This is a genomic window from Alkalibaculum sporogenes, from assembly GCF_009362815.1.
GTDB classification, from domain to species: domain Bacteria; phylum Bacillota; class Clostridia; order Eubacteriales; family Alkalibacteraceae; genus Alkalibaculum_A; species Alkalibaculum_A sporogenes.
This window is the reverse complement of record NZ_WHNX01000026.1, coordinates 1-24355: the sequence shown is the minus strand read 5'-3', so window position 1 is coordinate 24355 and position 24355 is coordinate 1. Positions and strand designations below refer to the sequence as shown.

Genomic DNA, 24355 nt, shown 5'->3' with positions numbered 1-24355 from the left:
ATGAAAATATTATTAGACATTTTAAATGAACTACATCCTGATATTGAATTTGAGAATCACAATAAATTAATTGACGATGGGGTACTAGATTCCTTTGATATAGTTAGCTTAATTGCTGAGATTGACTCTGAATTTGATGTAGCTATACCAGCAGAAGAAATAATACCGGATAATTTTAATTCAGCTAAAGCCTTATATGCTTTGATTGAAAGATTATCTGATGAAGATTAATATAGGTGAATTATGCTTTTTACATCTTATAGTTTTTTAATATTTATTGCTTTATTATTTGTTATATATTATACAATTCCCAAAAAATATCAATGGAAGTTACTACTCTTTGCTAGTTATTTATTTTATGCTTTTGCAGGAGTAAAGTTTTTAGGATATATATTATTAACGACCATTTCTGTTTATCTAGTAAGTCATAAGATTGATAAACTTCATCAAATGCGTACACAGTATTTGAGTAAACACAAAGGAGAACTTTCTAGAGAAGAAAAAAAAGAGTACAAGTTATCTATTAAAGCTATACAGTGGAAGTGGCTTCTTTTCACTTTATTTATTAATTTTGGTATATTAGCTGTATTAAAATATACTAATTTCACTATTGCAAACATTAATTATCTCACACAAGCATTTGGCAATGGACGACAGCTTTCGTTTTGGAATTTAGCTTTGCCTATGGGTATATCATTTTATACCTTTCAGACAATGGGATATATAATTGATGTTTATCGTGGAAAATACGCACCAGAAAAGAATTTGTTTAAACTCGCATTATTTGTATCTTTTTTTCCTCAATTAATACAAGGTCCTATTAGTAGATTTGATGATTTATCAAAAACTCTTTTTAAGGAAAAATCTTTTAATAATAAGTCTGTTAACTTTGGATTACAAAGAATAATGTGGGGTTTTTTCAAGAAAGTAGTGATTGCAGATCGAATCTTAATTGGAGTTACTACAATAGTAAGTAATCCAGATACATATCAAGGGGTATTTGTATTTGTAGGTATGTTGTTTTATGCCTTACAACTATATGCTGATTTTACAGGAGGTATTGATATAACACTTGGTATTGCAGAAGTGCTAGGTATTAAGGTACAGGAAAATTTCAACAGACCATATTTTTCTAAATCAATAAAAGAATTCTGGAGAAGATGGCATATTACACTAGGTACCTGGTTTAAGGAGTATCTTTTTTATCCTATTTCTGTTTGTAGGCCAATGTTGAAATTATCAAAATTCTCTAGACGTATTTTTGGAGATGCAATAGGAAAACGCATACCTGTTTATCTTGCAACACTTGTAGTTTGGTTTACTACTGGTATTTGGCATGGTTCCAGTTGGAATTTTGTTGTATGGGGTCTTATGAATTCTTTGGTTATTTTAGTTTCACAAGAATTCGAACCATTATATGAAAGATTCCATAATAAGTTTAAAATACAACATACATTTGGATTTCGATCATTTCAAGTTGCTCGAACTATCTTATTAATGAGTTCCCTTAGATTATTCGATTGTTACAGAGATGTACCATTAACATTTAAAATGTTTGGAACGATGTTCACTAATTACAATGTTAATATACTCTTCAATGGAGATTTAATGAATCTTGGGTTATCAATGGCTGATTACATTGTTCTTCTAATGGGTCTAGTTCTATTACTTACAGTAAGTCTAATACAAAGAAATGGAAGTGTAAGAAGTCAATTGGAGATACAACCGCTAGTGTTACGTTATGCTATTTACTACAGCTTAATTATTGCAGTAATTATTTTAGGAGCTTATGGAGTGGGTTATGATTCGAGTCAATTCATTTATAATCAGTTCTAGAGGAGGATGTTATGAAAACAAAGAGAGTCTTAATTAGTTTTGTTATGGCATGTCTCTTATTGGGAAGTCTTTTTCTAATGGAACGATTACTCATGCCAAAATACGTATCAGGTGTAGTAGAAGGTTCTTTGATAGAGGAGTACTATAGTGAATCAGGAAAGCATGACGTTATTTTCATAGGTGATTGTGAAGTATACGAGAATATTTCTCCAATTACTCTATGGGAAGAATATGGTATTGCAAGCTATATTCGTGGTAGTGCTCAACAATTAATTTGGCAATCATATTATTTATTGGAAGAAACTTTAAAATATGAGAAACCTGAAGTTGTAGTATTTAATGTATTAGCAATGAAATACGATCAGCCACAAAATGAAGCTTATAACAGAATGACTTTAGATGGTATGAAAATGTCTCCTACTAAATTGAAGTCTATTAATGCATCTATGTTAGAAGAAGAAAGCTTAATAGATTATTTATTTCCTTTACTTAGGTATCACTCTAGGTGGAGTGAAGTAACAAAATCAGATTTTCAAAATATATTTAAGAAAGAAAAGCAGTTTCACAATGGTTATTATATGAGAGCAGATGTTAAACCAGTAGAGTCTATTCCTAAAGGAAGAAAGTTGCCTGATTATCAGTTTGGAGACAATGCATATTACTACTTAAACAGTATGGTAGAATTATGTAAGGAGAATGACATCGAATTAATTCTTATTAAAGCTCCGAGTTTATACCCATATTGGTATGATGAATGGGAATTTCAAATGGAGAAATATGCTAATAAACATGATCTACAGTATATAAATTTTCTAGAATTGATTGATGAAGTAGGTATTGACTTTAATACTGATACATATGACGCAGGCTTACATTTGAATGTAGCAGGAGCAGAAAAGTTATCTAAATATTTTGGAAAAATATTAAGGGAAGAATATCAAATAGTAGACAAAAGAAATAATTATGACTATGTTGATATATGGAAAGAAAAAATAACTTTTTACAATGATATAAAAGAGACACAATATGCTGAGATAGATAAGTATGGGTCTTTACAAAGCTTCGGAGGTAATGGGGAATAGAATTCTATATAATGAGTTAAACAGTGTTAAAGATTAAACTACTACAATAAGTAGTGTAGTGTAATTTATTAAATCATAAGGAGAAATTAAAATGAAGAAATTAAGTCTGCTATTAATGATATGTATTGTATTTCTAGCTGGATGTAGTGGTGGGGAAGATGTAGAGACTAATAAGAATGAAGTGATAGAACCTACAGGATATGTATTTGAAGATAAAGGTGTAACTATTGCTATGCATGCTGAAGCAGAAGAAATTATAAAAAAAATGACAGCTATTGATTATTTTGAAGCTGAAAGTTGTGCTTTTCAAGGGATGGAAAAGATATATACATATAACGGATATGAACTTCATACATATGAGTTAGATGGAGTTGATCGTGTAGCAACTGTAATGTTGTTAGATGACAGTGTTTCAACTAAAGAAGGTATCTACCTTTATTCAACATTAGAGGATGTTATAGAAGCCTATGGAGATAAATATACTGAGAACTTAGGTGTATATACTTATGAGTTAGATGATTCTAAAATTTCTTTTATGGTTGAAAATGAAGAAGTAATTTCTATAGAATATATTGCTATTGCAGATTAGTTTAAATTTAATTATTTAGTACTGTAGATTAACTTAATATCTCAAGAAAAAAATGCGATATGTACAGCTAACCTGGGTAATCACGAATACCTGCAAGTAGCCGTTTTATCTTCTTAAAAAACCTATGTCAGTTTCGACATAGGTTTTTTAAGTTTAGTTAGAAAGCTTTATCTCTCTCTATGTTTTTTACTGAAGATAGGGAACTGATCTCTTTCTCGTATTTGAATTTTATTCTCAGTTAATTTTTCTTTCATTTTTGTTGCAGTTTCTTCGTCAATAATACCTAATGACAAATAATAATTAATAGACTCAATTCTAATATCAATTTCTTTATCCATTAATTTATAAATCTCCTCTTTTTGTTCGTCAGAAAGAGTAGACCATTTTTCTTTCATTTCTGAATGTTTTATCTTCATGTCCGTTTTTTGTTCTTCGCTTTGGCTAGGTGGATCATTTTTTATTTCATTATTTGTTGCAATTGTTGTACTTGCTAGAGTAGCTGTACCAAATGTTGATAACAACATTAACGTGGCAAGAAATCCTGATATTTTCTTAAATTTCAATATAAAATTATCCCCTTTCAAATTTGTTTTTTTGTGCACATTATTATCATTACCTTGAGAACAATAAATATATCAAGCATATTAATATATATTTAGAAGGTTATACATATTAAGTAATAATTTTTATAGATATTAATATTTTTGTAAAATATGTATCAAATTAATTAGTGTGAAAAATAATATTGTTGTTTATCTATATTTTTTAGGGAATAATAGTTTAGATGAAAATAAGGATTCATTAGTTCGAATCATATGAGGAGTGTCAACATGATTTATTTTATAGGATTATTATTTGTAACCTTAATGTTTGTTTATTATACTAAGCACAAATTTAAAGATTGCCAACCTGATGAAGCAAATCTGATGAAAGATATTCCAACTATTAGTGTAAATACAGAAGATTTAGAGATACATGCAGCAGAAATAGCTAATCACTATTCGTCTATAAGAAAAACAAGTTGTAGAAAGAAAGTAATAAAAAGTCTAGATAAAAGCTACTATAAAATCATTAAAGGATATAATTACATTGACGAAGAAGTTAGAAATAATAGAGAAGTAGCACCTGCTTCTGACTGGTTACTAGATAATTTGTATCTAATAGAAAAAGAATACAAACATATTAAGCATAATATGCCAAGAGATTATTATAAAAACTTGCCTGTAATAGATAGAGGTATTATGAAAGGATATCCAAGAATTTATCATATATCTACAGAATTAGTCTCACATTCGGAGGGTAAGTTAGATGAAAAATCAATAGAAACTTTTGTAAACTCATATCAGAACATATCTGTATTAACTAGTGGTGAGTTATGGGCTTTACCAATTATGCTAAGGATTGCACTAATTCAAAAAATCCATAAGATCACAGAAAGTATTCTATATTCTTCACAAGAAAAAATTAAAGCAGATAATATTGCAGACAAGCTAATACAAGCAGTAGAAGATAATAGCTTAGATAAGCTAATAGAAGAGGATCTTACTAAAGGAACAATAGAATTTACTATTAATTTTACTGAGAGATTACTTAAAGTTCTTAGAGAGAGTGGAGTAGATTCTGAGAAAATATATCAGTGGATTAATGAAAACTTACAATTAAGACAAATAAGTATAGAAAATATAATTAATATAGAGCATAAAAGACAAGCCACTGAACAGACTTCTATGGGTAATACGATCAGTACAATTAGAGAAGTTGAAGAGATGGATTGGAAGCAAATTTTTGATAAGCTTAGTAATGTAGAGAGAACGTTAAATGAAGATCCTATAGGAATATATTCTAAAATGGATTTTGATTCTAGAGACTATTATAGACACAGAATTGAGAAATTATCACTTATTATGAATAAGCCAGAATCATATATAGCGAAAAAAGCTGTTCAGTGTGCCCAAGAAGCCTACAATATCGAAGGTGAAGATTACCGAAAACATGTGGGCTACTATATTGTAGATGAAGGGTTAAAAACATTAAAAAATAAATGTGGATATAAAGAAAAAATGTCAGAATCATTTAAAAATAATATAAAGAAACACCCTGTTTTATATTATTTAAGCACAATATTATTAGGAACATTAATACTGATTTCTATATTTTTATTTATAAGTTACATTAACGATAGTGAAAGGACTTTATGGAGGTATATAATAGCTACCTTAGTTCTTGTAGTTCCATGTAGCGAAATTATTATTTCATTTCTAGCTTGGAATTTAATGAATCTAACTAATCCTAAATTTATTCCTAAAATAGATTATAAAGGAAGCGTTGGAGAAGAAAACAGAACCATAGTTGTTATCCCAACAATTATAAATAGTGATAAAAAAGCGCAAGAGATAATTGAAAATATAGAAGTATTCTATTTAGCTAATTGCGATGAAAACATATATTTTGCACTTTTAGGAGATTTTGTAGATAGTTCTCAAAAGGAACAAGAAGAAGATAGGGTTATAAATGAAGCAAGTTTGAGGGCAATAGAAGAATTAAACGAAAAATATTGTAGCAATAGTGAGGATTTATTTTATTTCTTTAATAGAGCTAGAAAATATAATGAGAAAGAGCATATCTGGATGGGTTGGGAGCGGAAACGCGGTAAACTTATGGAATTTAATCTCTTAATGAGAGGAAATAAGAATACTAGTTATAATGTTATAAGTGGAGATATTAGTGAGATTGCTAAAGCAAAGTACATTATAACATTAGATGTTGATACTCAGCTTCCACGAGATAGTGCAAAGAAGCTTATAGGAGCAATGAGTCATTTGCTAAATGAACCTCACATAGATAATAAAGCACAAAAAGTAATAAGAGGTTATGGTGTAATGCAACCTAAAGTGGGTGTAAGTATAATAAGTGCAAATAAAACAATGTTTTCTAGAATATTTTCCGGAGATATAGGCATTGAGACATATACAACATCAGTCTCTGATATATATCAAGATATATTTAATGAAGGTATTTTTATGGGGAAAGGTATCTACAATATTGATGTTTTTAACGAGATGTTACAAGATGAAATACCAGAAAACTCCATATTAAGTCATGACTTATTAGAGGGAATATACACACGAGCAGCACTTGTTACAGATATCGAGCTTATTGACAGTTACCCTTCATATTATAATTCTAGTATTAAAAGACTTCATCGATGGGTGCGTGGAGATTGGCAGTTACTACCTTGGATTAAAAGTAAATCATTAAACTCATTATCTAAATGGAAAATCATAGATAACTTGAGGAGAAGCCTACTCTATCCAACTATCATTGTATTAATATCTTTCTCTTTTAATATATTGCCTGATGGTACAGACAAATGGATTGTTGCTGGTTTTATGTCTCTTATAATTCCCATACTATTTAATGTTACAGAGAATGTAGCGTTACCTATAAGTGGAATTAGTATCTCTGGTAAAATAAATACAGGTAAAAAAATTGTTGAACAAGTGTTTTTAGTATTTTGTTTTCTACCATATGCAGCTTATTATATGGTAGATGCTATTATCAGGACACTTTTTAGACTTTATTTTAAAAAAGAAAATCTTTTAGAATGGCAGACTGCCTCTGATGTTGAAGCTAAATCAGGAAAAACCCTAAAGGATTATGTAAAATTCATGTGGATTGGAAGTATAATTTCAATTGTTATATTATTATTAGCCTATCAGAAATCCGCTGAAAGCGGGGCTTTAATGGTTCCAATTTGTATTATTTGGTTTATAAGTCCATGGATAGCATGGCATATAAGTAAAGACGAAGAAACCAAAATTATATTAACTATAGAACAAAGAAAGTTATTAAAAAGGCTATCTAGAAAGACATGGGCTTATTTTGAGGATTTTGTAGATGAACAAAATAATTGGCTTGCACCAGATAACTATCAAGAAAATCCTCCCAATGGAATAGCGTATAGAACGTCTCCCACTAATATTTCTATGGGTCTGACGTCAAATATTGTTGCATATGATTTAGGTTATATAAGCTTGATGGAAAATATAAATAGATTGGATTGTATTTTTAGTAGTATCGAGAGCTTAGAGTTTTATAACGGACATTTATATAATTGGTACAATACTTTAACTAAAGAGCCACTCTATCCTAGATATGTGTCTACTGTAGACAGCGGTAATTTGGCAGGTTATCTATGGACAATAGAAGCTGGTTTAAAAGAAACATTAAATGACTCTTTACTAAATAAAAAGATTAAAGATGGTCTTATGGATACGCTACTATTAGCAAATGAAGAAATATATGAGACAATGCAGATTAAAGGATTCTACGATGAAGATATAAATACTATTTACAATAATACTAATTTAGATATTATAAGTTTAAGGGAGATGCTCTTAAACCTATGGAATAAAGTTTCGCAAATAACGAATAAGTGTACACAAGTTGAAAGAAAACAACTGTATTGGAATAAAAAAGTTCAGGTTACAGCAGAGAAAACTCAATTTGAAATCAACAAAATATTTCCTTGGATAGATTATGTAGTACAAAATAAGGAAAGAAATAAGGAGTTGTACGATAGCCTAAATGATATGGCATTTTCTATTCCTATACAAGATATTCATAGAAAGATTACTGAAATAGCAGGTAAATCGGATTTGAATTTGAAAGAATTATTAGATGATACAAAGAAAGAAGTTGCAAAGTTATTAGAGAGTATCCATGTTTTAATAAAAAAATCTAATAAGCTGGTAGCAGATATGAATTTTACAATGTTATATGATGAAAGAAGAGGACTGTTTTCTATTGGATATGATTTAGAAAAAGATAGTTTAGGAAAAAGTTACTACGATTTACTTGCCTCTGAAGCAAGACAAGCAAGTTTTATTGCTATCGCAAAAGGAGATGTAGATACAGAACATTGGTTTAAATTAGGTAGATCTATGACTGTTCTAGGTAATAGTAAAGCGTTAGTTTCGTGGAGTGGAACTATGTTTGAATACTTAATGCCTTTTTTAATTATGAAATCTTATCCTAATACTCTGTTACAACAAACCTATATAGCAGTTGTGAATGGGCAAAAGAAGTATGGTAAGATTAATAATATTCCTTGGGGTATATCAGAGTCTGCATATAAAAATTTTGATAAAAATTTAAATTATCAGTACAAGGCTTTTGGTGTACCTGGAATAGGATTAAAAAGAGGATTAAAGAATGAATTAGTAGTGTCACCATACTCTACTATTATGGCACTACAAGTAGATTTAGAGAGTGCCTTTAGTAATATTAATATGCTTAAGAAACAGGGATTAGAGGGCAAATATGGTTTTTATGAAGCAGTTGACTTCACTAGAGAAAGGTTATTAAAAGAAGAAAAAAGCTCCATAATAAAGTGTTTTATGGTACATCATGAAGGTATGAGTTTAATGTCATTAGATAATGTTCTAAATGACAATATACTCAGGAAGCGGTTCCATGACATTCCAAGAGTTAAGGCAACTGAATTATTGCTTCAAGAGAAGGCCTCAAATAGATTGGTTTATGATAGGACACACAAATACGAGCCTTCAGAAAGCCAAACTGAAAAGCCAACCATATTAATAAGGAAATTTAATACAGCAAAAACTTCTTTGCCTGAGACTCAATTATTATCCAATGGAAGTTATTCCCTTATGATTTCTAATAGTGGAAGTGGCTACAGCAAGAAAGAAGATATGAATATATATAGGTGGAAAGAAGATATAACTACCGATAATAGTGGATCGTATATATATATAAAAAATGTAACAGATAATAAATATTGGAGTTCAAGTTATGAACCCTGTAAAAGTGAAGGGAAGAGTTATGAAGTTTTATTTTATCCTGATAAAGTAGAGTTTAAGAGAGAGGACGATGATATATTTACTCGAACTGAGATTTCAGTATCAAATGAAGAAGATGCAGAGGTAAGAAAGATTTCAATAACAAACAATGGGAGTACCCCGAAGATACTTGAAATCACCTCATATTGTGAAGTAACACTATCCGAGTTGAATGCAGATATTGTTCATCCAGCTTTTAATAATCTCTTTATTAGTACAGAATTTAATGTAGATCCGGAATGTATAATTGCAAGTAGAAGGCCTAGAGCAAAAGGGCAAAAGAAGCCTTATTTGGTTCAGTGTATAGCTTTTAGTGGTAATGCTATAAGTTCAGTACAATATGAGACTAGTAGAATAAACTTTATTGGAAGAAATAAGAATATAATAAATCCATGTGTAATGGAAGAGGATACTCCTTTAAAAAATACAGTGGGAGCAGTTTTAGATCCAATTATAAGCTTGCGCAAAAGAATAAGAATTGAGTCAGGGGAAACAAGTATAATTGCTTATACAACTGCAGTCACTGAATCTAGAGAGAACGCCATTTCAATAGCAAATAAGTACAAGGAAATGAACAGAGTAGATAGATTGTTTGAAATAGCATATAGTCAAAATATTGTTGAAATGAAATATTTAGGAATAAAATCTGCACAGGCTAATCTCTATCAGTCTATGGCATCAAGAATTTTGTTTTTAAGCAATTTATATCAGGATAGAGAAGAGTATATTAAGAAAGTATCTAAAAATCAAAAAGATTTATGGAAACATGGAATTTCAGGCGATATACCAATTGTGTTAGTAATTATAAAAGAGGAAATACAAATAGATATGGTCACTCAGATGTTAAAAGCTCATTCATATTGGACTTTAAAGGGGTTAAAGGTAGATTTAGTTATTTTAAATTTAGAAGATACACAATACACTCAAAACCTTCAGGATACAATTAGAGATATAATTGCAACAAGCAAATATACAGAGAAAATAAATAGACCAAGTGGTGTATTTCTTCACAGTAAAACTACTATAGATAAGGAAGATATAAACTTACTAATGGCAATTTCTAGAATAGTAATTGACGGAGAAAAAGGAATAATAGGTAGTCAAATTAAAAAGGAAAACAAAAATGTAGAAATTGAATTGCTTCAAAAGAATAATAAAGTTCGTAGTTATACACCACATAAGTTTAAAATTAATAACCTTGAATTTTTTAATGAGATCGGAGGATTTGACTTAGAGAACGATCAATATGTAATTAGTTTAAAAGACAGAAGAACCACACCTGCCCCTTGGGTAAACATAGTAGCAAATGAAAATTTTGGTTTTATGGTATCAGAAAGTGGTTCGTCATACACCTGGTTTAAAAATAGTAGGGAAAATAAGATAACAACTTGGTCAAATGACTGGGTTAGTGATCCTGTCTCAGAAGCTATTTATTTAAGAGATGAAGAGAGTGGAGATCTATGGAGTGTAACACCTGACCCAATAAGAGATAAAGGTGAATATGTAATAGAGCATGGCTTTGGCTATTCTAATTTTAAACATGAGGCGTATGGGATCATTGGCGAGGTTACTATGTTTGTGCCTAGAGGTGATAATGCGAAAATATGTAGGGTTAGGTTAAAAAACAACACTGAAGATCATAGAGTGCTCTCTTTAACTTACTATGCACAGCTAGTTCTAGGAGTCGTACCACAGCATACATCTATTCACGTAGTTACTCAATTGAATGAAGAAAAAAAATATATTTCAGCACAGAATCCTTATAGTGAAAACTTTGGAAAACTCCATGCTTATTTAAAAATATTTGGTGGTACAGAAGAAAGCTTTACAGGAAATAGAACAGATTTTATTGGAAGAGGAGGAAGTGTAAAAAGTCCTAAGGCTTTAGAAAAGATAAAACTCTCAAACATTAGTGGTGCAGGTATGGATCCGTGCCTTGTTGAAAACTCAAAATTTTGTATAGAATCTGGACAGGAAAAAACTATACTTGTCTTACTTGGAGAAGGAGAAGATTTAGAAGAGGTTGAAAATACTATATCAAAGTATGAAGATATGGATAAGGCAGAAGTAGAATTAGATCTTGTAAAGAGCTATTGGGAAGAACTACTTCACCGTATTAGAGTAAAAACTCCAGATAAATCAATGGATATTATGTTAAATGGTTGGTTACTGTATCAAACGATAGCTTGTAGAATTTGGGCTAGAAGCGCTTTTTATCAATCAGGAGGAGCATATGGCTTTCGAGATCAGTTGCAAGATGTAATGGCAGTAGGCTTTGTAGATACAGATATGATGAAAGATCATATTTTATACAGTGCTTCAAGGCAATTTACAGAGGGAGATGTTCAACATTGGTGGCATCCAATAGTTGATAGTGGAATAAGGACTAGATTCTCTGATGATTTGTTATGGATGCCTTATGTTACGATAGATTATGTTAAAAGGACTGGAGACTTTAGTATTTTAGATGAAAGAGTTGCCTATCTTGAAGATAAGCCACTAGATGAAGGGGAAGATGAAAGATATACTATTTCAAGAAAATCAGATAAAGTCGAGACTCTATATGAACACTGTATAAAAGCAATAGATAGAGGATTGAAGTTTGGGCCTCATAATATTCCCCTTATGGGTTCAGGGGATTGGAATGATGGTATGAGTGAGGTTGGAAACAAAGGGATAGGAGAAAGTGTATGGTTAGGCTGGTTTCTATATAGTATACTAGATAACTTCGAGGAAATTTGCAAAGCTAAAAATGATATTTCAAGGTTGCAAAGATATAGTGAAATGAAAGATTTTATAAAATTAAACTTAAATCTGAATGCTTGGGATGGAAATTGGTATAGAAGAGCATACTTTGATGATGGCTCGCCACTAGGTTCTATAGAGAATGATGAGTGTCAAATAGACTCTTTAGCTCAGTCTTGGGCTGTAATATCTAAAGGTGGAGATAAAGATAAGGTTAAGAAAGCTATGAATGCATTAGAAAAGTATTTAGTTAAAGAAGATAAAGGAATGGTACTCCTTTTAACTCCTCCTTTTGAGAATAGTAGTCAAGAACCAGGTTATATAAAGGGCTATGTTCCTGGTGTTAGAGAAAATGGCGGTCAATATACTCATGCATCTACTTGGGTAGTTCTTGCTATGGCTAAACTTGGTCAAGGTAATAAGGCTTGGAGAGTCTACAATATGCTAAACCCTATTAATCATACTAAGTCCTATTATGATTGTGAAAGATATAAGGTGGAGCCATATGTCATAACTGCAGATGTATATGGTAGAGAACCACATATCGGTAGAGGTGGTTGGAGTTGGTATACAGGTGCTGCTGGATGGATGTACAGAGTTGCTATTGAAGGAATATTAGGACTTGAATTCGAAGGAACAATGGGTTTTACTGTAAATCCGAATATACCTGATGAATGGAATGAATTTGAAATTGAGTATACTAGAGGTAAATGCAAATATGAGATAATGGTAAAAAGAGGCGAAAAAGAAATGATACTGCTTAATGGATCTATATTAAATGATAAGATAATACCTTATTTGCAGGAGGGGGTACAGAAGGTTGATATAGTAATAAAGTGAAACTTTATTCAGTAGGGGTTCTCTTCATCGCCTACTGAATATTAGTTTTCGCGAAACAACGAGTCAAGCGAAAATATATTAACGTACGCAAATGAAAGTTTGCTTTCATATGGCGAGTGTCGCGACTGACTGAAAGAAGATAGAAGCCCGCAACCTACGACGGGAGTCTTAGTGCCTGTTAATGAGGGATAAAATAATATAAATTTAGATTATATAAATAGATTTAAGTCAATAGTATAACTAGATCATTGATTTTGATTAACTTTTATTGTTTTAGTTAATAATGATACTTTATAGTAATATGAAGAAAGAGTTGAAACTATATGAAAATAAGTCTAATTATACCATGTTACAATGAGGAAGAGTCTATTGATTTATTATATAAAGAAATCTGTCTAGTTTTAGAGGAATTGAAAAGATTTGATATAGAAATTATATTTGTAGATGATGGCAGTAAAGATAATACACTTGATCGTATATTAAAGATATCGGAGGAAGATAACAAAGTAAAATACGTTTCGTTTTCAAGGAATTTTGGGAAAGAAGCCGCAGTCTATGCAGGATTTTACAGTGCTAGTGGAGATTATATTGGACTATTAGATGCTGACCTTCAGCATCCTCCCAAAGCACTCATTCCTATGATTGAAGCATTAGAATTTGATGATTACGATATCGCTGCCGCAAGAAGAATAAATAGAAAAGGAGAAAAAAAAGGTTATAGTTTTTGTGCAAAAAGTTTTTATAAATTAATAAATCGTACTTTTCAAGTTAAGATAGAGGATGGGGCTCAAGATTTTCGAGTAATGAAACGGAAAGTAGTTGAGGCTATATTAAATATGCCTGAGTATCATAGGTTTTCTAAGGGGATATTTAGCTGGGTTGGATTTAAAACAAAGTGGTTTGAACATGAAAATGTTGAACGTGTGAATGGAACTACTAAATGGTCTTTTAGAAAGTCTTGTGGATATGCAATAGATGGTATTGTATCATTTTCTACTATGCCATTAAGAATTGCATTGTGCATCGGGACTATTGCCTCTTTATTGGGTTTTTTATATGTATCTTATATTATCTTACGTACATTAATTTATGGCGCAGATATACCAGGCTTTCCAACATTAGTATCATTTATTCTAATAATGAATGGTTTTATTCTTCTTTCATTAGGTATTGTAGGCGAATACATTGCTAAGATTTTTACTGAGATAAAACATAGGCCTCTCTATATCATCGATAAGACAAATGTAGAAGTAGGAGAGATTAAATCGAAATGAAACAAAATAGGTTTTATATTTTTGAGTTATTGAAAGGATTGTTTGAGAAGGAATTTTTTCGATTTCTACTAGTAGGTGGATTTAACACGGTAATAGGATATAGTGTAACTTTAATTTTATTTTATTGGTTAAAACTAGATTATAGATTATCACAAATTACTAATTTTGTTATTTGCTTTCCTATTGCATACTCGTTACAAGCAATTTATGCATTTCGCACAGAGTGGTCTTTTAAAAGATTATTAATATATCCTGTATCCTCTCTCCCAAATTATTTATTGCAATTTATTGTATTACTCATAAGCGTTGAAGGGCTTAATTTACCGGTATATATTGCTTTTTTAGTCTCGTATATTATACCGATACCAATTATGTTTTTTGTAGTAAGATTTCTAGTTAAACCTCACAAAAAATCAAAACGTAATGCTAATGAAGTCCCACTTACGAAATATATAATATTGTATAGCTTGTTTTTTAGTATCATTTTTTTATTAGGCTTCAAAGATTTTTTTATTGATCATGGAAAATCATTTATCTGGTATTTAGACGGAACGAAGCAACATTTCTCATTTTTATATAATTTAGCTGAGGTACTAAAAGAAACTATTCAAAACTACCAAGGGATTCCCTATTGGAGTTGGCAACTAGGATTAGGCGGAGATATATTCCATTCATATTCTTATTATGTACTAGGAGATCCGCTTAGCTACTTAGTTGGACTATTATTCCCACTGTCACAGATAGAACTGGGCTATAGTCTTATGGTGGTATTGAGACTTTTTTTAGTAGGGATGTCTCTATTAGTATATTGTAAATATATGGGTTTAAAGAAAATACCAAGCGTTATAGGGAGCTTAGTTTATGCATTTTCGGGTCATATTCTATTTTGGGGTCTTAGACATCCATTTTTTATAAATCCTGCGATTATATTACCTGTATTGCTAGTAAGTACTGAAGAATTATTCAAGAAAAAGAAACCATACTTATTTATTTTAACAGTAGCTTTTAGTGCAATAAACTGTTTTTATTTTTTTTATATGAATACTATAACAGTATTTATTTATGCTACCATAAGATTCTTTTTTTTCGTTGAAACCAATAGAAAAAAAGAATTTTTAAAGATATTCTTCAAAATAAGCTCATATTATATACTTGGTATAGCCATAGGTTCTGTTTTTTTTGTACCTGCAGCATACGGGTTTTTAAATACCTATCGAGTACCAGATGAGATGAAACTAGATGTATCATTTAACTTAAGAATGTTCAAGAGGTTCATTATAAATGATTATGAAAAAGGTATACCTAGAGTAAGTTTAGCACTTATTTCTTTTCCATGTGTACTTCTATTGCTTAGTTTTAAAGATAGAATTTATAAATCATTTAAAGTGTTGTTTGTTATTTTTACAATTTTTCTATGTATACCTTTTATACATTCTATGTTTAATGGATTTAGTGCTCCAAATGATAGATGGGTATACAATTATATTCTTATTATATCTTTGTTAGTAGCTTTTGCATTAAATAATATTGATAAATATAAGCATACAACTATTTCTTGTTGGATATTATTTGCTTTTGCATATTTTGGAATATTTCATTACGATTTAACTTTAAGTAATTTTATAATGGTTACAATAGGTATTGCTTGTTTTGTTTATGGAATTTTGAAGTACCAATATAGCACAATTAATAATAGACAAAAAATCGAGATAAATCTCATTGAGGTTGGACTACTACTACTTGTTGCAGTCAATCTTATTACCAATGTCAACGCGTTGATGTCACAAAAAAACTATGGAAGTGAATTTAGAGACTACAATTCTGTTCTTAATATGTATTTAGACCATAAAACAGCTGTTATTAAAGAATTGGATGATAATAATTTCTATAGAGTGGAATATGATGATATGAGTGATAATAGATCATTAGTCAATAATTTTAATGGCACACATTTATATAATTCAATTATAGATAAAGATATAATTGAATTATATAGATACAATCAGTTGCGTACTAGCCTAGGAACCTCCGCCTATATGGGATTTGATGAAATAAGTTCACTAAATTCCCTGATGGGAGTTAAATACTATATTGCTAAAGAGCAGGATAAACACATAATTCCCTATGGATTTAGACTTAAAGATATAAAAGAGGAAGTAATTATTTATGAAAATGAAAATTATTTACCTATAGGATTTGTTTATTACAATTGGTTTAGCAAAGAAGATATAAGTAAAATGGATAATGTCGATAGGATTTATTCAATGTTGGATGGCGCTATATTAGAAGAAGATGTAGAAGGTGGAATAAAAAAACCACAACAATATAGCCAAAAAATTGAATACGAGGTATTAACAACAGATGGAGTTAGATTAGAAGAAAACAAGGCTATAGTATCAAAAAAAGAGGGTAGTATAAATTTAATGGTAAATAACGTTTCAGCTAGTGAGTTGTTCTTCTTCATAGATAGAATTTTCTACGAAAATGACAATAGTAAGTTTAAGATATCTGTTGAAACAAACCAAACAAAGAAATCTATAGAAACGAGATCTGTAAATAATACTTACTATATAGATAATAGAGATTATCTATATAATTTAGGTTATTGTGAGTTGAATGATATGGAAGTAAAAATAAGTTTTTCATTAGCAGGAGATTATAAGTTTGATGAATTGGGATTTTATAAAATTGATATGAACGACTTTAATGAAAAGATCGCGACACTTAAGAATTCAAAATTAAGAGATATAGAGTATAGTAATAATTTCATAGGTGGAAATATTACATTAGATAAACCAGGGATACTATTTATTTCCATACCATATACTCCAGGTTGGAAGGCCTTTGTCAATGGTGAAGGGGTAGAAACAATTAAGGTTAACACAGCCTTTACTGGAATTGTATTAGAAGAAGGAAACCATGAGATCTATTTAAAATACACAACTCCATTGATACTCCAATGTACTATAATAAGCATTAGCGGTATAATTATTTTAATTATTATCATACATTTAGATAGAAGGCGTACAGGTTTCAAAGGAAAAAGCAGACTCTACGTATGACTACCCAATAACAATAAATTTAAAGACGTTAACTTAAGATGGTTAGCGTCTTTATTTATACAAAATAATAAGGTATAGTTATTAAAAGAAATAAGTTTGTAATACCTGAAATTTAATTCACTAGATATAATATTAAAACAAGATAGGAGAATGAAAATGAATGATACTGAACATATTAGTCAAAAAATTCAATTAGGAGAGACGTTTTCTTATAATATTATGATTATTGGTTTCATGGGTACAGGGAAAAGCACGATTGCTAAATGTTTAAGCGAAATTCTCTCTATGGAAGAAGTAGAGATGGATCAGCATATTGCCGAGAAAGAAGGTATGAGTATAAATCAGATTTTTGAAGAGAGTGGGGAAGAATACTTTAGAAACTGTGAGAGTAATACATTAATTGAGTTTAATAGTAAAAAAGGATTAATTATTTCTTGCGGAGGTGGGGTAGTCCTACGTGAAGAAAATATTTCACATATGAAAAATCAAGGTAAGATAATCCTTCTAAGCGCAACTCCAGAAACTATATATGAAAGAGTTAAAGATAATACTGAAAGACCAATTTTACGTAATAATATGAATATTGAATTTATTGCAAATCTTTTAGAGCAAAGAATAGATAGATATATTGAAGCAGCAGATATTATTATAAATACAGATAATAAGACTATAGAAGAAATAACTGACGAAATATTGAGGAAATTATCAAATATGATTTAGTATGATATACATTTAATACACAGATATTGAAATAGTGATATTTTATTCTAAAGACAAAATAATTATTAAGATAAAAGATTTTGGGTAAATATAGTAAGGTCAATAAGGGTTTAGGAGGAAAAAATGAACTGTATTCAAAAAATATCCCAAGATATATACTGGGTAGGTGGAAATGATAGAAGATTAGAACGTTTTGAGAATATGTTTCCAATACCAAATGGAGTGTGCTACAATTCATATTTAATTGTCGATGAAAAAACTGCATTAATAGATACAGTAGATGTATCTATAAGTGCATTGTTTTTTGACAATATTACTCATGTGTTGAATGGTAGAAATTTAGATTATTTAATTATTAACCATATGGAGCCAGATCATTGTGGAAATATCGAAGAAATAGTTAAACGTTATCCTTCAGTTAGAATAGTAGGTAATAAAAAAACATTTCAGTTTCTTGAACAGTTTTACGATTATGATTGTAAAAATAATTATTTAGAAATTAATGAAGGTGATAAGTTATCCTTAGGAGAGCATCAATTAAAATTTTATTATGCGCCTATGGTACATTGGCCAGAAGTAATGTTTACTTATGAAGAAAAGGAAAAAATATTGTTTTCTGCTGATGCATTTGGAACTTTTGGTGCTTTATCTGGTAATATATTTAGTGATGAAACTGATTTTAATACAGTTTTTCTTGAAGAAGCTAGGCGTTATTATGCAAATATAGTTGGCAAGTATGGTGGTCAAGTGCAAAGTGTTTTAAAAAAATTATCTCCATTTGAAATTAAAATGATTTGCCCACTTCATGGGCCAGTATGGAGAAAAAATTTACCTTTTATACTGGAAAAATATGATTATTGGAGTAAATATAAACCTGAGAAGAATGGAGTAGTATTAGTGTACGCCTCTATGTATGGTAACACAGAAAATGTAATGAATGTGATAGCATCTAAACTTGCATTTAAGGGAATTACAGATATGCGTATATATGATGTATCTAAAACTCATCCATCATATATAATTTCTGATCTATGGAAATATAGTCATTTTATCGTAGGTTCTCCTACTTATAATATGGGTCTATATTATGGTATGGAGTCTCTATTAAGGGAGTTAGAAGCTTTACAATTTCAAAATCGAAAAGTTTCAATAGTAGGAAATTATACTTGGTCTTGTAAATCAACAGCGATAATGCAAGAAATGTTAAGTAAAATGAAAAACATAGAAATAATCGGTAAACCTTTTGAATTAAAATCAACAATGAAACGTGAACAAGAAGAAGCATTAGAAAATCTTGTTGATGAATTTTACCAATCAATAATATAGTATAAAAAGTTTTGAAAAATCCTTCTAAGATATAAATTCATTTTTAGAGGGATTTTATTTTTCGTAGAATCTTAATTATTTGTGTATATACCGCGTGAAATATTTTTTTTATTTGATTATTAATTAAATGAACTTTTAGACAGATATAATACTCTTATATATAAGGAGGTGATAAGTTGGAATCAAAGTTGCTTATTAAACAAGCAAAAAGAGGCGATAAACAAGCCTTATTACAATTAGTTATGACACATCAAAATGAATATTATAAATTAGCATATGTCTTTATGAATAATAAAGAAGATGCTTTAGATACTATGCAGGATATGATTATTATACTCTATGAGAATATAAATAGATTGAAAAAGGAAGATTCTTTTTATTCTTGGAGCAAGACTATATTAGTGAATATATGTAAAAAAAAGTTAAGAAGAAATAAAAAGATTATATCTATAGATGATGTGGAAGAACAGAAAATTGAAGTATACGGTGAATGTGAAGAAAAGATATTTATACAAAAGTACTTATCAAAGTTGAGCTATAGACATCAAGAGGTTATTAGGCTCAAATATTTTACTGATTTAGATTACGAGTCTATCGCACAAATTTTAAAGATACCTGTTGGTACTGTTAAATCAAGATTAAGCAATGGTATTAAGAATTTAAAGGAGTTAATAGGAGGTGATTATCTAGATGGATAAAATTGAGGAACTTCTTTATGAAGAAAAAAGAATAATTGATGAAATCAATGTACCTGAAGAATTAGAAATGATACTAACGAATTCATTAGAAAAAGCATCAAAGAAAAAAAATAGGGGTCTACAAAAAAGTATAGCTGTATGTATTATTGTATTATTGTTTTTTAGTTTTAACATAGAAACACTAGCTTTTTATGGTAAAAAATTGGTAGGATATGACAATGTGATGTCTGGTACATTGCAAGAACTAAATGAGTTAGGAAAAGGTCAAGTAGTCGAGGAGTCATTTTCATTTAGTGATGGTGTAACAGTTACTTTAGATGGAGTAATGTTAGATGATAATAGTCTTATACTTTATTATTCTATCGATGATCCAAGAGGAAATATTCAAAATGTAAGTGAAAGGATGAATATTTATTTAATGTTTGGAAAAAGTCTACCATCATATAGAGGAATAGGAGAATTTGATGAAGAGGGGAACTATCTAAGATTTGTTTTACAGACTAATGATCCACCTAGTTTTTTTGATAATACGGTTAAACTAAATTTAAATTATAATATAGAAGGTAATAAAAGTGAATATGGTGAAATTAGTTTTAAACTTGATAGAAAGCAAGCTGTTGGTAAGAGCATACGTGTACCTATAAACAAGAATATATCAATTGATAAAAAAAGTATAAGAGTAAAATCGCTAACAGCATCTCCTACATCTACAGTTATTAAAGGACAAATACAAAATATTTTAGAATTAGGATTAGACTATATAAAAAAAGAAAGAATATATCCAGAAGATATTCAATTAGCACTTTATGCTAATGGGAAAGAAATAGAGCTTCAAGGCGCTGGAATGACAACAAATCTAAATGGCATTAATTACGATCTTGTTTTTGATCGATTACCAGAAAACACAAAAGAAGTACAGTTGGAGCTAAGATCTTTTGAAGGGATATATGATGTGGATCAAAAGATAGACCTTGGAGATGTGGATAATAAAATCGTAGAAATTAAAGGACAGGATATAAATATAAATAGTGTAAAAAAAGATGGAGATTACACGTATATCTTAATAACTACAGAAGAAACTACTACTTTACCTAAATTAAATTTAAATATAAATGGTGAAAACAAAGAATTGTTAGAAACAATTCCTGAAGGGTACGAAAAAAGGGAAATTAATGGGGAGGAAAAGACGTACTATAGTAGAACCTTAAAATTTCTTGGTAATGGAGATAACATGAACCTACACGTTCAAAGGATTAGGTACACGAAGATATTTAATCAGATCGTATTAGATTATAAACTAAAATGAACATTTTAAGTAGAGGGCTATGATAAATAGCTCTCTCATTTGATTATCGCGAAGTAATGAGTCAAGTGGCTACTTGCAGACATTTGGCGATTACCGCGTAACCGCGAGAAACTCGCAAAGCGTGTTTCTTGTGGTTGAGTACAATGTGGTTGAATGAAAAAATAAATTCTAGTTTCTGAGTAAAGTGTGTACTAGATAACTGCGATTTTGACGAACATATGTTTGATATAAATTAAATTCTTTGGTATAATATCTATAGGTGATAGTAAATGGATGAAATTATATTTAAAAAACTAGAAATATTATCAGATGCTGCAAAATACGATGTATCGTGCTCATCTAGTGGCGTGGAGAGGCGTAATAATTCTCATAAAACTTTAGGAAATTCAAGATCTTTTGGTATTTGTCATAGTTGGTCATCTGATGGTCGATGTATTTCTTTGCTTAAAATATTATTAACAAATAATTGTATATATGATTGTGCATATTGTGTAAACAAAGTGACTAATGATGTACATAGGGCAACTTTTACACCTGAAGAAGTAGCTAAACTTACTATAGAGTTTTATCGTAGAAATTATATAGAAGGTTTATTTTTAAGTTCTGCTATTGAAAAAAGCCCAAACCAAACTATGGAAGACATATATCGTGTTTTATTACTACTTAGGAACAAATATCATTTTAATGGGTATATTCACATTAAAGCTATCCCTGGAGCAGATAAAGAACTTATTAATAACTGTGGATATCTAACAGACCGTATGAGTATTAATATTGAATTACCAACTAAGGAGTCGTTGCAAAAATTGGCTCCACAAAAAAAACATGTAAATATAATTACTCCTATGAAAGAAATCAACAATCAGTTACTACTCACAGCAGACGAAAAGAGATCTTTAAAAACTTATAAAAGGTTTGTACCAGCAGGGCAATCTACACAAATGATTATTGGAGCTACAGATGATACAGATTATAATATACTAAATTGTTCGGAATATCTCTATAAAAAATTTAATATGAAGCGTGTATATTATTCAGCATATGTACCTGTAAATGAAAATTCAGTATTGTCATCTACCCAAACTACGCCTCCGCTGCTTAGAGAACACCGGTTGTATCAAGCGGATTGGCTTTTGAGATTTTATAATTTTAAAACAAAAGATATTTTTGTTGGTGGAAGTGAATTTATTAGCACAAAATTTGATCCAAAAATGAACTGGGCTCTTAATAATCTACAACACTTTCCAGTAGAAATAAATTATGCGTCTTTAGAAAAACTAATCCAGATACCTGGTATTGGCCATACTTCTGCTCGCAGAATTATAAAAGAGAGAAAAGTGGCTTACCTGAATTTTGAGGCTTTATGCAAAACGGGATGTGTTATAAAGAGGGCGAAGTATTTCGTGACTTGCAAAGGTAAGTATTATGGAGATAATTTAGACAAAGATTTTATCATAAAAAAATATCTAAATGAGCAAAAGCATCAACAACTAAGTTTTTTTGGATAGAGAAGGGAATGAAATAGACGTGCATTATTTATATGATGACACTTTTGATGGTCTACTAACTGCGTGCTATAATCATTATTATAAAAAAACATGTTCTGGCATATTTTCTAAGGTTTCTTATCAAGTATCACTAGTAGAAATATATGAAGAAATTGAGACAAATTTAGTAGATTCTGATATTATGTACAGGACGATAAAAAATGAATTATCTTTAGATGTTCTTAAAAATGTATTACATTGTTTTTTGTCTGATAATATAAATAAAGAAAAATATATACTAGATTATTTGAATTTAGGGTTTAAAATGGGAAAGGCATTTAACAATTATCATACTCATGATGCAGTTCTTCCATTACTACAAATAGTTAAAAAAGTCAAGATGGAGAGCCATAGGTTTTTAGGATATGTTAGATTTACTTTATTAGGGAGTGTGCTTTATTGTGGTATTCATCCGTCATTTAATATCCTTCCTATTATTGCAGATCATTTTTCTGATAGATTTAAAAGTGAAGCTTTTATTATCCATGATAAGAATAGAAATACAGCAATTGTATCAAAAGAAGGAAAATGGGTAATGGCTACTTTTGATAAAAACATATACCAAGATATAAAGGGACAAGATATTTATGAAGAACTATGGAAAACTTATTTTAAAACTATAGGAATAGAAAGTAGAAAAAATTTAAAATTGCAACAAAGCTTTGTCCCATTAAAATATCGTAATGATTTATTAGAGTTTAATTAGTGAGATAATTAAGATTGTTAAATGAAAAATAAAAGAAAGTGAGTGAAGTTTATGAATATTGCATTTATTGCTCATGATAAGAAAAAAGATGAAATAGTAAAACTGGCGGTATATTATAAAGAAGTTTTGAAAAAACATGTTATTTATGCAACGGGTACAACAGGTCAAAGAATTATTGATGCAACTGGTATAGAAGTGCACTGTTTTAAATCAGGACCTCTTGGAGGGGACCAGCAAATTGGAGCATATATCTCAGATGACAAACTAGATATGATTATATTTTTAAGAGATCCCTTAACTCCTCAAGCCCATGAACCTGATATATCTGCATTACTTCGATTATCTGATGTTTATGAGATTCCTTTAGCAACTAATATAGGTACTGCTGAAATACTACTGGGTGGGTTGAAAAACATTGAAGATATTGTTAATGTTGTAAAGTAAGTTAGAACGTAGTTACTATATCATAAATTTGAGTGGTCATACGTAGAAACTACTTTATCCTACGCAGATTGCTTCGACCGCTTTGGGGTCTCAGTCGTTGGCACTTGCTCATAGAATTCATTTCTTTTTCTCGTGCAATCACGGAAAATGACTTGAATTCTGCGAGCCAATCTGCTGGTTCGGATATTATATCATAAATTGTGGTTGTAATATTTAGCATCTACTTTATCCTACGCAGATTGCTTCGACCGCTTTGGGGTCTCAGTCGTTGGCACTTGCTCATAGAATTCATTTCTTTTTCTCGTGCAATCACGGAAAA

General features: G+C 30.0%; 15 protein-coding genes. 14 read left to right on the top strand and 1 reads right to left on the bottom strand.

From position 1 onward, the window contains the following. The 4 genes from GC105_RS13270 (at position 1) to GC105_RS13255 (ending at position 3507) form a co-directional block, all read left to right on the top strand. Positions 1 to 231, top strand: a complete 231-nt coding sequence (locus GC105_RS13270; protein ID WP_152805659.1) for a phosphopantetheine-binding protein — start codon at positions 1 to 3, stop codon at positions 229 to 231. A 12-nt stretch (positions 232 to 243) separates the two neighbouring features. Next, positions 244 to 1836: an MBOAT family O-acyltransferase gene (locus GC105_RS13265; RefSeq protein WP_152805656.1), complete on the top strand. Its 1593-nt coding sequence runs from the start codon at positions 244 to 246 to the stop codon at positions 1834 to 1836. Positions 1837 to 1847: 11 nt separating this feature from the next. Beyond that, positions 1848 to 2918, top strand: coding sequence for an SGNH/GDSL hydrolase family protein (locus GC105_RS13260; RefSeq protein ID WP_152805653.1), 1071 nt, complete (start codon positions 1848 to 1850; stop codon positions 2916 to 2918). Between the two features lie 91 nt (positions 2919 to 3009). After that, on the top strand, positions 3010 to 3507 hold the full coding sequence (locus GC105_RS13255; RefSeq protein ID WP_152805650.1) for a hypothetical protein: 498 nt from the start codon (positions 3010 to 3012) through the stop codon (positions 3505 to 3507). Between the two features lie 167 nt (positions 3508 to 3674). On the opposite strand, the gene GC105_RS13250 is transcribed toward GC105_RS13255, so the two are convergent. Then, positions 3675 to 4070: a hypothetical protein gene (locus GC105_RS13250; protein ID WP_152805647.1), complete on the bottom strand. Its 396-nt coding sequence runs from the start codon at positions 4068 to 4070 to the stop codon at positions 3675 to 3677. Between the two features lie 267 nt (positions 4071 to 4337). Here GC105_RS13250 and GC105_RS13245 point away from each other — a divergent pair, with 267 nt between their 5' ends. From GC105_RS13245 to GC105_RS13200, 10 genes are all read left to right on the top strand, one after another. Next, positions 4338 to 12953, top strand: coding sequence for a glycoside hydrolase family 94 protein (locus GC105_RS13245; RefSeq protein ID WP_152805644.1), 8616 nt, complete (start codon positions 4338 to 4340; stop codon positions 12951 to 12953). 323 nt (positions 12954 to 13276) lie between these two features. After that, positions 13277 to 14227: a glycosyltransferase family 2 protein gene (locus tag GC105_RS13240; protein ID WP_152805641.1), complete on the top strand. Its 951-nt coding sequence runs from the start codon at positions 13277 to 13279 to the stop codon at positions 14225 to 14227. Next, entirely contained in the window at positions 14224 to 17289 is a 3066-nt protein-coding gene (locus GC105_RS13235; RefSeq protein WP_152805637.1) for a GtrA family protein, read from the top strand. Before GC105_RS13240 ends, GC105_RS13235 begins: the two co-directional genes overlap by 4 nt. 156 nt (positions 17290 to 17445) lie before the next feature. After that, positions 17446 to 18009: a shikimate kinase gene (locus GC105_RS13230; protein WP_246169843.1), complete on the top strand. Its 564-nt coding sequence runs from the start codon at positions 17446 to 17448 to the stop codon at positions 18007 to 18009. 123 nt (positions 18010 to 18132) lie between these two features. Further along, the gene (locus GC105_RS13225; protein ID WP_152805631.1) at positions 18133 to 19335 is read left to right on the top strand and encodes an FprA family A-type flavoprotein; all 1203 of its coding nucleotides are present in this window, start codon (positions 18133 to 18135) and stop codon (positions 19333 to 19335) included. Positions 19336 to 19511: 176 nt separating this feature from the next. Further along, positions 19512 to 20033, top strand: a complete 522-nt coding sequence (locus GC105_RS13220; RefSeq protein ID WP_152805628.1) for an RNA polymerase sigma factor — start codon at positions 19512 to 19514, stop codon at positions 20031 to 20033. Further along, complete coding sequence (locus tag GC105_RS13215; protein ID WP_152805626.1) at positions 20026 to 21339, top strand: DUF4179 domain-containing protein; 1314 nt, start codon at positions 20026 to 20028, stop codon at positions 21337 to 21339. The genes GC105_RS13220 and GC105_RS13215 overlap by 8 nt, the downstream gene beginning before the upstream one ends. A gap of 269 nt (positions 21340 to 21608) precedes the next feature. Then, a complete protein-coding gene (locus tag GC105_RS13210) occupies positions 21609 to 22847 on the top strand; it encodes a putative DNA modification/repair radical SAM protein (protein ID WP_152805623.1) in 1239 nt (412 codons plus the stop codon). Next, entirely contained in the window at positions 22840 to 23592 is a 753-nt protein-coding gene (locus GC105_RS13205; RefSeq protein ID WP_152805620.1) for a TIGR03915 family putative DNA repair protein, read from the top strand. The genes GC105_RS13210 and GC105_RS13205 overlap by 8 nt, the downstream gene beginning before the upstream one ends. 51 nt (positions 23593 to 23643) lie before the next feature. After that, complete coding sequence (locus GC105_RS13200) at positions 23644 to 24036, top strand: methylglyoxal synthase (RefSeq protein WP_152805617.1); 393 nt, start codon at positions 23644 to 23646, stop codon at positions 24034 to 24036. Positions 24037 to 24355: the final 319 nt, after the last annotated feature.

Excerpts from the sequence above, each read along its gene's own strand:
- GC105_RS13230 (WP_246169843.1), top strand. The coding sequence starts at position 17,446 with ATGAATGATACTGAACATATTAGTCAAAAAATTCAATTAGGAGAGACG.
- GC105_RS13255 (WP_152805650.1), top strand. The coding sequence starts at position 3,010 with ATGAAGAAATTAAGTCTGCTATTAATGATATGTATTGTATTTCTAGCT.
- GC105_RS13200 (WP_152805617.1), top strand. The coding sequence starts at position 23,644 with ATGAATATTGCATTTATTGCTCATGATAAGAAAAAAGATGAAATAGTA.
- GC105_RS13215 (WP_152805626.1), top strand. The coding sequence starts at position 20,026 with ATGGATAAAATTGAGGAACTTCTTTATGAAGAAAAAAGAATAATTGAT.
- GC105_RS13210 (WP_152805623.1), top strand. The coding sequence starts at position 21,609 with ATGGATGAAATTATATTTAAAAAACTAGAAATATTATCAGATGCTGCA.
- GC105_RS13270 (WP_152805659.1), top strand. The coding sequence starts at position 1 with ATGAAAATATTATTAGACATTTTAAATGAACTACATCCTGATATTGAA.
- GC105_RS13240 (WP_152805641.1), top strand. The coding sequence starts at position 13,277 with ATGAAAATAAGTCTAATTATACCATGTTACAATGAGGAAGAGTCTATT.
- GC105_RS13245 (WP_152805644.1), top strand. The coding sequence starts at position 4,338 with ATGATTTATTTTATAGGATTATTATTTGTAACCTTAATGTTTGTTTAT.
- GC105_RS13235 (WP_152805637.1), top strand. The coding sequence starts at position 14,224 with ATGAAACAAAATAGGTTTTATATTTTTGAGTTATTGAAAGGATTGTTT.
- GC105_RS13225 (WP_152805631.1), top strand. The coding sequence starts at position 18,133 with ATGAACTGTATTCAAAAAATATCCCAAGATATATACTGGGTAGGTGGA.
- GC105_RS13260 (WP_152805653.1), top strand. The coding sequence starts at position 1,848 with ATGAAAACAAAGAGAGTCTTAATTAGTTTTGTTATGGCATGTCTCTTA.
- GC105_RS13265 (WP_152805656.1), top strand. The coding sequence starts at position 244 with ATGCTTTTTACATCTTATAGTTTTTTAATATTTATTGCTTTATTATTT.